The sequence below is a fragment of the Ruegeria sp. AE3 genome (assembly GCF_056542225.1).
The window spans coordinates 79,695-91,804 of sequence record NZ_JBQFZL010000006.1 but is presented as its reverse complement, the minus strand read 5'-3'; the positions used below and the strand labels follow the sequence as shown (position 1 = coordinate 91,804).

The window sequence follows — 12,110 nt, the reverse complement described above, 5'->3', positions numbered from 1 at the left end:
CTGACTGGCGATACGGGATGATACGATCTGGCCCTATCTACATCCGGGCTTTCGCGGTGATCTGAAGCATCTTAAACACATGCCGGGATGAGGCATTTCCATATCCCGTGCACCGCTTCCTCACTGAAAGGACATGTCATGGACGGCACGTTCAACGAAAACGATCTTTCCCGCGTGGTCGAGGCCGACCGCGCCCATATCTGGCACCATCTGATCCAGCATAAACCCTTTGAAACCAATGACCCACGCATCATTGTCGAGGGCAAGGGCATGCGTGTCTGGGACCAGAAAGGCAAAGAGCATCTGGATGCGGTTTCCGGCGGCGTCTGGACCGTCAACGTCGGCTATGGCCGCGAATCGATCTGCAAGGCGGTTTACGACCAGCTGATGAAGCTGTGCTATTTCGCCAATTCGGCCGGTTCGATCCCGGGTGCGCTGTTTGCCGGGCAACTGATCGACAAGATGCCGGGCATGAGCCGCGTCTATTACACCAACTCAGGTTCCGAGGCGAACGAGAAGGCGTTCAAGATGGTGCGCCAGATCGCGCACAAGAAATACGGCGGCAAGAAAACCAAGATCCTGTACCGCGACCGGGACTATCACGGCTCGACGCTGGCGACCATGTCGGCAGGCGGTCAGGACGAGCGCACAGCGCAATACGGCCCCTTCGCCCCTGATTTCGTGCGCGTGCCGCATTGCATGGAATATCGCAAACACGAGCTAGACGGCGCACCCGAAGAGAATTTTGGCGAATGGGCCGCAGATCAGATTGAAGCCGTCATTCTGCGCGAAGGCCCCGATACAGTAGGTGCCCTGTGCCTTGAGCCTGTGACAGCAGGCGGCGGTGTGATCGAAGCGCCCGAGGGTTACTGGCAGCGCGTGCAGGAGATCTGCAAGAAATACGACGTGCTGCTGCATATCGACGAGGTTGTCTGTGGCGTGGGCCGCACCGGCACGTGGTTCGGGTACCAGCAATACGGTATCAAGCCCGATTTCGTGACCATGGCCAAGGGCGTTGCATCGGGCTATGCCGCGATTGCCTGCATGGTCACCACCGAGGAAGTCTTTGACTTGTTCAAAGACGATGCCGCGGACCCAATGAACTATTTCCGCGATATCTCGACCTTTGGCGGGTGCACCGCTGGTCCGGCAGCGGCCATCGAGAACATGCGCATCATTCAGGATGAAAACCTGTTGCAGAACTGCACGGATATGGGCGCGCGTATGACGAACAACCTTCTGGCGCTGATGGACAAGCACAAGGTCATCGGCGATGTGCGCGGCAAGGGCCTGTTCCTGGGGGCCGAACTGGTTGTGGATCGCGGCACCAAAGAGCCGGTGGACGAGAAACTGGCGCAGGCCGTTACTGCCGACTGTATGGCACAGGGCGTGATCATCGGCGTGACCAACCGCTCGATCCCCGGTCGCAACAACACGCTGTGCTTCTCGCCTGCGCTGATTGCTACGGCCGATGACATCGACCAGATCACCGACGCGGTTGACGGCGCGCTGGGGCGTGTTTTTGGATGATCCAAGCCGACTAACCGCTGATCTTAGAATCTCCAATTCTCTGAACCGGCGCGCTCTGCGCCGGTTCATTCAAGCGCAGAAGTCCAGTCTCAGTTCACCCTCTTGATTTCGACTTCGTCAAATTCAAACCTGCCGGTTCCGAATGCTGCGAGGCCAATTCCCGCGCGACCGTCCGCGCCCGAGGACGTTCGTTTTGAAAACAGCGTTTGAATGACCTTTGTTCCGTTGACATAGAAGACAACATGCGCGCCTCGCACCTTAAAGGACAACTTGTTCGGAGACTCGAGCAAAATCGCGTCATGAGTGCCCGCATGCACGACGCGCAACTGACGTCCGTCTTTTTGCAGAACGTGGAAGCGCCCCTTGCCGTCCACGGCAAATACCACATATTTTCCCGCTTTCCCGCTGCCAACCAGAATGCCAACCCCGCTTTTTCCGGACAACTCTCCGCCCACAACGGCAGATATCACCATGTCTTGCGTACTCTCCAACGAGTCCGATCCTGGAAAATTTACCCATGCCACATCGTTGAACTGAAGACTGCGGTTATCCTGCCTATTTTCCATCACAAGCTTGCCATCGGCCACATAAAACGCCCAGGGCGACTTGACCGACTGAAAGTCAATCTGCCCGCCCAGCATGAGCGTCTGGTCTTCTCCGTCAAAGGTTTCAACCAACACGTCCGGAGTATCGGGCTCTGTGATAGCGTCCTGCGACCGCGCTTCATCAGAGTAACCGACTAACGTGGCAGTCAGAACAATAAGAGCTTGTATTAATTTTTGGCAAAAAGGCATTCTGGTAATTCCATTCAATCCAAAAGAGAAGTTGATTATATAATTACAGCAATTACGTGCATTATCCAGAATGGAATACCATACTTGGTTGACGCGGAAATCCACGGGTTTCTGCCAAAGAAAAAGACCGCCCCAAGGGGACGGCCTTTCTTTCACTGTCTCTTTTCAGAGGTTCAGGCAGCCAGAGCGGCCTGAGCTTTGGCGACGATCGCGCCGAACGCTTCCGGTTCGTGCACGGCCAGGTCGGCCAGAACTTTGCGGTCCACTTCGATACCGGCCAGGTTGAGACCGTTGATGAAGCGGGAATATGTCAAAGCCTCGTCATGGCTGCGCACAGCAGCGTTGATCCGCTGGATCCACAGCGCGCGGAAGTTGCGCTTGCGGTTCTTGCGGTCGCGAGTCGCGTACTGGTTGGCCTTGTCGACGGCCTGAGTTGCGACTTTGAAGTTGCTCTTGCGACGACCATAATAGCCTTTTGCGGCCTTGATGATCTTCTTGTGACGGGCGTGAGTTACGGTTCCACCTTTAACGCGGGACATCTCTTACATCTCCTCTTAGCGGTCGTAGGGCATGTAGCCCTTGACGATCTTTGCGTCGGGGGCGGACAGGGTGGTGTTGCCACGGGCATCGCGGATGAATTTCTTGGTCCGCTTGATCATGCCGTGCCGTTTGCCGGCCTGGCCAGCAAGGACCTTACCGGTCGCAGTCACCTTGAAGCGCTTCTTGGCGCTTGATTTGGTCTTCATCTTAGGCATTTCCGTCTCCTTTTCCGGGTTCGGTTTCAGACGCGACTCGGCATGCCATCTCGGCCGGTCACGCGATCAGAAGCGCCGTTTACGCAAGTTCGGTCATACTGGCAAGGGGGTTTGGACCAGAATCTATGCTTTTTGCAGGCTGGTCAGGCACCGGGGCGACACAAGCCGCCCCGGTGATTGGACTTAGTGTTCAAATTTGCGGATTTCACCGCTCTTCAGCCTTGCGGAGTAGGACGCCAGTTCCTGCCGCACCACTTTCATCAGGAAGTAGAGGGCAAAGACGTTCACAACCGCCATCGCAAAGATCGCCGCATCCGAGAAGTCGATAACCGGACCGAGGTTGGCTGCAGCGCCGATCACCACGAAGACGCAGAAGATGATCTTGAAGATCAGCTCTTTTGTGTGACCTTCTCCGAACAGGTAGGTCCAGGCCTTCAGGCCATAGTAGGACCAGCTGATCATTGTCGAGAAGGCAAACAGGATCACCGCGATCGCAAGGATGTACGGGAACCAGCTGAACGCGCTGGCAAAGGCGGCAGAGGTCAGGCTGACGCCGGAATTGCCATCCACTGTTGCGATGGCGGAACCCGCCTCGTTCAGCATGTAGTTGCCGGTTTCAGGGTCGATGATCAGCTGTTGCGTGATGATGATCACCAGTGCCGTCATGGTACAGATCACGACGGTATCGATGAACGGTTCAAGCAGCGATACAAAACCCTCGGTGATCGGTTCCTTGGTCCGAACCGCCGAGTGCGCAATCGCCGCCGAGCCAACGCCCGCCTCGTTCGAGAATGCCGCGCGCTTGAAGCCCTGGATCAGCGCGCCGACCATGCCCCCTGCTACGCCCAGCCCCGTGAAGGCACCGGCAAAGATCTGACCAAAGGCCCAGCCGATCATGTCCGCATTCATCGCGATGATGACCAGTGCGGTGGCGACATACAGCACACCCATGAACGGCACGACCTTTTCAGTCACCCGAGCGATGGATTTCAGACCGCCAACAATGACCATGAACACGACCGCGGCAAAAACAATACCGGTAATCCAGCCCGGATAGTCGCCAACGATACCGGCAATCTGCTGATGCGCCTGGTTAGCCTGGAACATGTTCCCGCCGCCCAACGCGCCCAGAATACAGAAGATCGAGAACAGCACCGCCAGGATCTTGCCACCGGGCAGGCCCAGCTCGTCAAAGCCCTTGGACATGTAATACATCGGGCCACCTGAAACGGTGCCGTCTTCGTATTCATTGCGATATTTCACGCCCAGCGTACATTCGGTGAACTTCGACGCCATGCCCAGAAGACCCGCAAGGATCATCCAGAAGGTTGCGCCTGGCCCACCGATGCCAATGGCAACGGCCACGCCCGCGATGTTCCCCAGGCCAACAGTGCCGGACAGCGCCGTGGCCAATGCCTGAAAGTGGCTGACCTCGCCCGCGTCGTTGGGATCGGAATAGTCACCTTTGACAAGGCTGATCGCGTGACCAAAGAACCGCAACTGCACAAGCGCGAAATACAGCGTGAAAACCGATGCAGCGATGACCAGCCACATAACGATCCACGGAAAGCTGGTTCCGGGCAGCGGTGCAAAGATGAAGCTGACAAACGGTCCGGTCAGGTTTGCAAAGGCCTGATTGATTTTTTCGTCCAGTCCCGGCGCCTCTTGCGCAAGGGCAGGGCTGGCGGCAATGGTGGCGGCCGTTACGGCGCCAAGTGTTTTTAGCGTTCTCATTTTAGCCCTCCCCTCAGTTCACGACCGTAACCGGAACGTCGGCATGCATCACCAGATATTGCGTCGAACTGCCGAACAGGCGTTTCTTGATCCCGTCCGCAGATGCCCGGCCCACGACGATTTGCGAGCCTCCGTTTTCGACAGTGATGGCGTTCAGCGTTTCCGCCACATCGCCATGGCGCACAATGCCCTGCGCCTCGAAACCCGCTGCCCTGAGGGCCTCTACGGCAGGTGTCACGACACGCGACAACGCCAGATCAACCTCTTCTTCGCGGCGCTTGTGGCGCTGGGCGTTTTCTTCAGGTGTCTGGAATGTGTAAGGTGACCATTCGATCACATAAGCGACCAGCAAATCGCACGTTCCGATCAGCTTTGCCAAATCCTTGGCAAAGGCAATCGCACGCTCGCCGGTTTCAGTCCCGTCGAGTCCTATGACAATCTTTGTTGTCATTTCGTTCCTCCGTTTTTGTTGTTAAGGCCGGGGCCCACGCCCCCGGCAGGGCGGCCGGAACTTGGAACTTTTCAACAAGACCGCCCTTTGGTAAGTATTAGGAAATTTCACTAGGAATTGGAGATTTTTTTGGGCCATTTTCAGTGTAATTTATCGAATTGCGCCAAAAATACAGGGAATATTACTGATTAGCAGAGATTTAGACAATATCGATCAACGCATCCTGTACGAGCTGGAGGCCAATGGCAGGCTCTCGATAGTTGAGTTGGCGGCGCGCGTGAACCTGACCAATACGCCCTGTTCCGAGCGTGTAAAACGACTTGAGAAGAATGGCTATATCAAAGGGTACAGAGCCGTCGTCGACAAGGAAAGGATGGGGCTGGCGCTGTTGACCGTGGTGCAGGTATCCCTGGTCGCAACTGCGGAACAATCCCTTGTGAAATTCAATGAGGCTGTTCGGAATGTGTCGGAAATCGAAAGCTGCCTGATGGTGGCGGGCTCGTTTGATTATCTTCTGACCGTTCGAACGCGCGATATTGCGCATTTCCGGCTGGTTCTGGGCGAGAAGATCAACAAGCTGCCGGGGATACATCAGACCAGCTCTTTTACAGTTATGGAGATTGTAAAAGAGCCGGTTGGCTGACACGACACTCGGGCCCGAGTTTCGGAGTGCGGTTATTCCGGATCCGTGCTGTAGATCAGCCGTTCATCACAAGGGGCCACCCGCAAAATGTTGGTGGTGCCAGGAACGTTGAAGGGGACACCGGCCGTAACCACGATCTGGTCGGTTTCGGTTGCAAACCCCCCTGCCCGCGCCGCGCGGGCCGCGTTGACCACGGCGCTTTTGAACCGCTGAAGTTCGGGTGTCATGACACAGTTGCACCCCCAGCTCAGGCAAAGCCTGCGCGCGGTCCCCATCAACGATGTCATCGCGATGATCGGAACACCGGGACGTTCGCGGGCTGTCAATGAGGCGGTCGTTCCGCTTTGCGTAAAGCAGCAGATGGCTTTGATATCGGTCTTTTCAGCAATCTCTCGGGCGGCCGCGACGATGGCATCGGCCACAGTGCTTCCTTTTGCCGTGCGGGACGCGGCGATGATCTGGGAATAGGTCGGGTCGGCCTCGACCTCGATGGCGACCTCATTCATGGTCTGCACGGCCTCAACCGGATAAGCACCTGCCGCCGATTCCGCGCTGAGCATAATGGCGTCCGTGCCCTCATAGATCGCGGTGGCCACATCCGACACTTCGGCACGGGTGGGCATCGGGCTTTCGATCATGCTTTCCAGCATCTGGGTGGCGACAATGACCGGCTTGGCGGCACTACGGCACTTGCGGACCAGCCTTTTTTGAATGGGCGGCACCGCGGATACCGGCAGTTCCACGCCCAGATCGCCCCGCGCCACCATGATCCCGTCCGAGGCATCGAGGATGTCGTCGAACGCCTCGACCGCGGCGGGCTTTTCGATCTTCGACAGGATCGCGGCGCGTCCATCAGCCAGCGCGCGGGCCTCGAACACATCTTTCGCACGCTGAACAAAGCTCAACGCCAGCCAATCGACACCCAGTTGGCACACAAACTCCAGATCATCACGGTCCTTCGCCGACAAGGCCGCCAGCGGCAGCACCACATCCGGGACGTTCACGCCCTTGCGATTCGAAATCGTACCGCCCACTTCGACCGTGCAATTGGCAAAGTCTTGGCCGCAATCCTGAACGATCAGACGGATCTTGCCGTCATTGACCAGAAGGCGCGCGCCCGGTTCAAGGGCTGCAAAAATCTCGGGATGCGGCAGGCACACGCGGGTGATGTCACCGGGGGCTGAATCAAGGTCCAGACGGAACGCCGCGCCCTCTTCCAGCTCCTCCGTATCATTTGCAAAAACACCAACCCGCAGCTTGGGACCCTGAAGATCGGCCAGAATAGCAATCGGGCTGTCCAGATCCTTTTCAACCTGCCGAATGATCCTGTGGCGTTCACGTATCTCATCATGGCTGCCGTGGCTCATGTTCAGACGGAACACATCCGCCCCGGCCTCGTGCAGGGCGCGAATGGTGTCATAGTCACTGGACGCCGGTCCCAGCGTCGCCACGATTTTTACATTTCTCAGGCGTCGCATTGGTCTTGACCTCCTCATGCCGGTTCAGATTGCGCAGATCAGCTTTTGCAAAATGTTACCGCAAACACTGCTGTGGCGCTTATTGCGCAATTCCCTTTTTAAAGCAACTGCCCTACACCTGCGACAAACTAGATGACAGGCTTATGACTTACACCCCGTTTTTCGTTCACGGCGCGGATCGCCCGTCCCGGTGGCTGATCACATGCGACCACGCAACCAACACCGTCCCTCCCGAGGTCAACGACGGAGACCTTGGCCTGCCACGCGAGGATATGGAGCGCCATATCGCCTATGATGTCGGAGCGTATGAGGTATCAAAACATCTGGGCGAGATTCTGAACGCGCCGGTGATTGCCGCCAACTTCTCGCGCCTCGTAATCGACCCGAACCGAGGGGAAGATGACCCCACGCTGTTGATGAAACTGTATGACGGGTCGATCATTCCCGGCAACCGCCATGCCGATGCCGCCGAGCGCGAACGCCGCCTGGACATGTGTTATCGCCCCTACCACACAGCGTTGGCCGAGATGGCGGCACTGCCACATGCGGTAATTGTGTCGATGCATTCCTTCACGCGCCAGTTGCGTGGACGTGACCCCCGACCATGGCACATTGGCGTATTGCACACCCCGGACGAGCGGTTCTCGCGCCCTTTGATCAACCGGATGCAACAGGAAAATGACCTGTGCGTTGGTGTCAATGAACCCTATACCGGCGTTTTGCCAGGTGACGCGATTGACAAGCACTGCACCGCTTTTAGCCGCCCCAATGCATTGATCGAGCTGCGCAATGATCTGATCGCCGACCATGCCGGTCAACGGCATTGGGCCGAGCGGCTGGCGGTAATCCTGCAAGATGCGCTGGACGCCAGCGACCTTTGACCGCAAGGTTTGCTGGGCCATTCCGCCCCTCACGCCATTGTGAGCAATGCCTCTGATCCCCATATAATGCGGGAAAGGGGATCGTCATGACACATGAGTTTCTGACAACGTTTTTTGGTTGGATGGCCGCGCTTAATATCGCGGTATTGCTGTTCACCACCGTCATGATTCTGCTTTTGCAGGACTGGATCGCTGGCATTCACGGCAGGATGTTTCAGATGGATCGCGCCGACGTGAAACGAGCCTATTTCAGATACCTTGCCAACTACAAGATCCTGACACTGATCTTTTGCATCGTGCCCTGGCTGGCCTTGAAACTGATGTAGGTAGCACTGACTACAAGCACCGTTGTTGTAACGACACGGCAGGATTGTTACGTCAGAAGAAACACACACTGCCTTCCGGAGCCACAAGATGGACAAGCAAACCGAAATTGAACTTCAGGCTGCCGCATTTCGTCGGCTGCAAAAGCACCTGATGGAAGACCGCACCGACGTGCAGAACATCGACATGATGAATCTGGCCGGGTTCTGCCGCAACTGCCTGTCGCGCTGGTATCAGGAAGCGGCCAATGAAAAGGGGATCGAGATGGGCAAGGACGAGGCCCGTGAACTTTTCTACGGCATGACCATGGATGAATGGAAAGCCAATTATCAAACCGAGGCCAGCACTGAAAAACAGGCCGCCTTCAAGGTCGCGTTTGAAGAGAATGTAACAAAAAAGGGCTAGGCCCAATACGAAAAAGGCCCGCCAGATTGGCGGTCCTTTTTCTTTAGATCGCCGCCTTGCGGCTTTCGTCCAGATAAATCTCGCGCAGGCGTTTTGCAATCGGTCCCGGCGTACCGTCACCCAGCGCAACTCCGTCGATTTCAACCACAGGCATCACAAAGGCGCTGGCCGAGGTGGTGAATGCTTCATCAGCCTCTTTGGCTTCGTCGATGGTGAACAGACGTTCTTCGATTTCCATCTGCGCCTCAGCCGCCATGCGCAACACGGCCTTTCGGGTGATGCCGTGCAGAATGTCGTTGGATAGCGGGCGAGTGACAATCTTGCCGTTTTTGACGAAATAGGCGTTGTTGCTGGTGCCCTCGGTCACAAAGCCGTCCTCGACCAGCCATGCGTCGTCGCAACCTGCCTTCTTGGCCATCATCTTGCCCATCGACGGGTAGAGCAATTGCACCGTTTTGATGTCGCGCCGGCCCCAGCGGATGTCTTCGATCGAGATGATCTTGGCGCCTTTCCTGGCCGCCGGGCTGTCAGCCAGCCCGGGCTTGTTCTGCGTGAACAAAACGAGGCTGGGCTTGGTATCTGCCGACGGAAACACGAAATCCCGGTCGCCATCGCTGCCGCGCGAGACCTGCAAATAGACCAGACCTTCCTCGATGCCGTTCAGCTCAATCAGCTTGCGGTGGATCTCCAGCAGTTCGTCCTTGGTGCAGGGCTCCGCCATCTCCAGCTCGTCCAGCGAGCGCTTCAGACGGACTGAGTGACCTTCGAAGTCGATCAGCTTGCCGTCCAGCACACTGGTGACTTCGTAAACCGCGTCCGCAAACAGGAAGCCACGGTCAAATATGGAAACCTTGGCCTCGGTCTCCGGCAGGTATTCGCCATTTACGTAAACGGTACGGGTCATATTCGTCTCCTCAACCCCAAAGTGCGGCCGCAGGCGGGTGCACTCCGGCGTCGTCAAAATCCAGCGGGGTGTCGCGGTCTTCGGCCAACAGAAGCGGACCGTCAAGGTCCGTTACCATCGCACCCTGTGCCAGCAATGTCGCAGGTGCCATGGCAAGCGAGCTGCCGACCATGCATCCCACCATAATGTCATAACCTTCGGCAATCGCTGCCTTGCGCAACTCCAGCGCCTCGGTCAGGCCCCCGGTCTTGTCGAGCTTGATGTTGATGACATCATATTTACCCTTCAACTTGGGCAGGCTGGCACGGTCATGGCAGGATTCGTCAGCGCAGACTGGCACCGGGCGCTTCATCCCGATCAATGCATCGTCATCTCCTGCGGGCAAAGGCTGTTCCACCAATGCCACGCCCAGCCGCACCAGATGCGGGGCGAGGTCGGCGTAAACCTCGGCCGACCAGCCTTCGTTTGCATCCACAATGATCTTGGAATTCGGAGCACCGGCGCGCACCGCCTCAAGCCGGGGCATATCATCGGGCGTGCCCAGCTTGATCTTCAGAAGCGGGCGATGCGCGTTCCCGGCGGCCTGCGCCTGCATTGCCTCGGGGGTGTCCAGCGACAATGTATAAGCGGTGATCTCGGGGCCGGGCTTGGGCAGACCCGCCAGGTCCCAGGCGCGCTTGCCAACACGTTTGCACTCCAGATCCCACAGGGCACAATCCACGGCGTTCCGCGCGGCGCCTGCGGGCAGCAGATCCGTCAGCGTCTGGCGGGTGACATCCGCGGGCAGACCGGCAATCTCAGCCTCAACAGACTCGAGCGTTTCGTCATAACGCGCGTAAGGAACGCATTCGCCCCAGCCGTGATGGCTTCCGTCCGAAACCCGAACCGTCAGCACCTTTGCATCGGTCCGCGACCCGCGCGAGATGGTGAAGACCTGCGCCAGCCGGAACACATCGCGAGAAACCTCAATCTGCACGCACCCGCTCCTTCATCTTTTCCCAAATACTCACGCCGGAGGCGGAACAGTCCGCCACCGGCGCGTTGTTCAGATCATATTGCGGCCAGCGCGTCCACCAGCTTGCCCGAACCAAAACGGAACGGGTCGGTCGCAGGCAAGCCCATATCCTCTTCGATCTTGGCCAGATAGGCGGTCGCGTCTGCCTCGGACATGTGCTGGGTGTTGACCGAAACGCCAACAACCTGACAATCCGGGTTTGCCACCTTGGCCAGCGCCAGCGCGGTGTCGCGCAGGGCTTCCAATGTTGGCAGTTGATAGGTTGGCAAGCCGCGCATATGCGCACGGGTCGGTTCATGGCTCAGGATCAGGGCGTCCGGCTGGCCGCCATGGATCAGTGCCATGGTCACGCCGGAATAGGATACGTGGAACAATGACCCCTGCCCTTCGATCAGGTCCCAGTGATCATCGTCATTGTCCGGTGTCAGCCATTCGACCGAACCCGCCATGAAGTCAGCAATGACTGCATCCAGCGGCACACCGTCACCGGTGATCAGGATGCCGGTTTGGCCGGTCGCGCGGAAGGTCGATTTCATCCCGCGCTCACGCATCTCGGCGTCCATCGCCAGCGCGGTGTACATCTTGCCAACCGAACAGTCTGTTCCGACGGCCAGACACCGCTTGCCCTTGCGCTTGATCCCGTTGGCAATCGGATAATTGATTTCAGGCACCCGCACGTCGTGCAGTTTCCGTCCTGTTGCTTCGGCAACCGCTACCAGGTCCGGCTCATCCCGCAGCAGGTTATGCAACCCCGAGGCCAGGTCGAACCCTTCCTCAAGCGCCATGACCAGAACCTTTTTCCAGTCCTGGCTGATCACACCGCCGCGGTTTGCCACACCGATCACCAGTGTCTTGGCACCGGCTTCCTTCGCTTCGGTCAGGGTCATGTCAGCCAAGCCCAGATCGGCCTTGCAGCCGTCCATTCGATACTGGCCCACGGCGTTTTCCGGACGCCAGTCCTTGATCCCAACAGCCACTTTGGCCGCCAATTGGTCGGGCGCATCGCCCAGGAACAGCAGGTACGGTGTCTCGATCATTGCGGTCACTCCTTTGATTCCGGGGCAGGCTAGAGAAGCGATAAAACGAGCGCTTCGCGTTTTGGCCCGTCAACCACGGCCTATGCGCGAGTTTCTTGCGCAGTGTTCTCGATGTGCGCAAAAATCTTCGAAGTTTTCAAAGTGATTAAACTTTAATCA

14 protein-coding genes are annotated in these 12,110 nt (G+C 57.6%); 5 read left to right on the top strand and 9 right to left on the bottom strand.

Features of this window, described 5'->3' with window-relative positions; genetic code table 11:
• Positions 1-138 precede the first annotated feature (138 nt).
• On the top strand, positions 139-1,530 hold the full coding sequence (locus ACR0NZ_RS12945; protein WP_480519388.1) for an aminotransferase family protein: 1,392 nt from the start codon (positions 139-141) through the stop codon (positions 1,528-1,530).
• An 89-nt stretch (positions 1,531-1,619) separates the two neighbouring features.
• Here the strand turns inward: ACR0NZ_RS12945 and ACR0NZ_RS12940 are convergent, their stop codons facing one another.
• The 5 genes from ACR0NZ_RS12940 to ACR0NZ_RS12920 form a co-directional block, all read right to left on the bottom strand.
• Positions 1,620-2,429, bottom strand: a complete 810-nt coding sequence (locus ACR0NZ_RS12940; protein WP_480519386.1) for a hypothetical protein — start codon at positions 2,427-2,429, stop codon at positions 1,620-1,622.
• A 68-nt stretch (positions 2,430-2,497) separates the two neighbouring features.
• Entirely contained in the window at positions 2,498-2,863 is a 366-nt protein-coding gene (gene rplT, locus ACR0NZ_RS12935; RefSeq protein ID WP_039523695.1) for a 50S ribosomal protein L20, read from the bottom strand.
• A gap of 15 nt (positions 2,864-2,878) precedes the next feature.
• Positions 2,879-3,079, bottom strand: coding sequence for a 50S ribosomal protein L35 (rpmI, locus tag ACR0NZ_RS12930; protein WP_010443552.1), 201 nt, complete (start codon positions 3,077-3,079; stop codon positions 2,879-2,881).
• A 183-nt stretch (positions 3,080-3,262) separates the two neighbouring features.
• A complete protein-coding gene (locus ACR0NZ_RS12925) occupies positions 3,263-4,813 on the bottom strand; it encodes an alanine/glycine:cation symporter family protein (RefSeq protein WP_480519384.1) in 1,551 nt (516 codons plus the stop codon).
• 13 nt (positions 4,814-4,826) lie between these two features.
• The gene (locus ACR0NZ_RS12920; protein WP_480473950.1) at positions 4,827-5,264 is read right to left on the bottom strand and encodes a universal stress protein; all 438 of its coding nucleotides are present in this window, start codon (positions 5,262-5,264) and stop codon (positions 4,827-4,829) included.
• Positions 5,265-5,400: 136 nt separating this feature from the next.
• Here ACR0NZ_RS12920 and ACR0NZ_RS12915 point away from each other — a divergent pair, with 136 nt between their 5' ends.
• Positions 5,401-5,907 carry a winged helix-turn-helix transcriptional regulator gene (locus tag ACR0NZ_RS12915; protein ID WP_480519514.1) on the top strand — a complete coding sequence of 169 codons (507 nt, stop codon included), beginning with the start codon at positions 5,401-5,403 and terminating at the stop codon, positions 5,905-5,907.
• A 32-nt stretch (positions 5,908-5,939) separates the two neighbouring features.
• Here the strand turns inward: ACR0NZ_RS12915 and pyk are convergent, their stop codons facing one another.
• Entirely contained in the window at positions 5,940-7,385 is a 1,446-nt protein-coding gene (gene pyk, locus ACR0NZ_RS12910; RefSeq protein ID WP_480519382.1) for a pyruvate kinase, read from the bottom strand.
• Between the two features lie 143 nt (positions 7,386-7,528).
• On the opposite strand from pyk, the gene ACR0NZ_RS12905 reads away from it, so the two are divergent.
• The 3 genes from ACR0NZ_RS12905 to ACR0NZ_RS12895 all read left to right on the top strand — a co-directional run bounded on the left by ACR0NZ_RS12905 (position 7,529) and on the right by ACR0NZ_RS12895 (position 8,995).
• The gene (locus ACR0NZ_RS12905) at positions 7,529-8,266 is read left to right on the top strand and encodes an N-formylglutamate amidohydrolase (protein ID WP_480519380.1); all 738 of its coding nucleotides are present in this window, start codon (positions 7,529-7,531) and stop codon (positions 8,264-8,266) included.
• An 86-nt stretch (positions 8,267-8,352) separates the two neighbouring features.
• Entirely contained in the window at positions 8,353-8,592 is a 240-nt protein-coding gene (locus ACR0NZ_RS12900; protein WP_267365128.1) for a DUF6868 family protein, read from the top strand.
• An 88-nt stretch (positions 8,593-8,680) separates the two neighbouring features.
• Positions 8,681-8,995, top strand: coding sequence for a DUF1244 domain-containing protein (locus tag ACR0NZ_RS12895; RefSeq protein ID WP_480519378.1), 315 nt, complete (start codon positions 8,681-8,683; stop codon positions 8,993-8,995).
• A gap of 43 nt (positions 8,996-9,038) precedes the next feature.
• Here ACR0NZ_RS12895 and ACR0NZ_RS12890 read toward each other — a convergent pair whose 3' ends face one another.
• From ACR0NZ_RS12890 to dgcN, 3 genes are all read right to left on the bottom strand, one after another.
• Positions 9,039-9,899: a D-amino-acid transaminase gene (locus ACR0NZ_RS12890; protein ID WP_480473955.1), complete on the bottom strand. Its 861-nt coding sequence runs from the start codon at positions 9,897-9,899 to the stop codon at positions 9,039-9,041.
• A 10-nt stretch (positions 9,900-9,909) separates the two neighbouring features.
• Positions 9,910-10,875, bottom strand: a complete 966-nt coding sequence (dgcA, locus tag ACR0NZ_RS12885) for an N-acetyl-D-Glu racemase DgcA (RefSeq protein ID WP_480519376.1) — start codon at positions 10,873-10,875, stop codon at positions 9,910-9,912.
• Positions 10,876-10,949: 74 nt separating this feature from the next.
• A complete protein-coding gene (dgcN, locus tag ACR0NZ_RS12880; RefSeq protein WP_480473957.1) occupies positions 10,950-11,951 on the bottom strand; it encodes an N-acetyltransferase DgcN in 1,002 nt (333 codons plus the stop codon).
• Positions 11,952-12,110 lie beyond the last annotated feature (159 nt).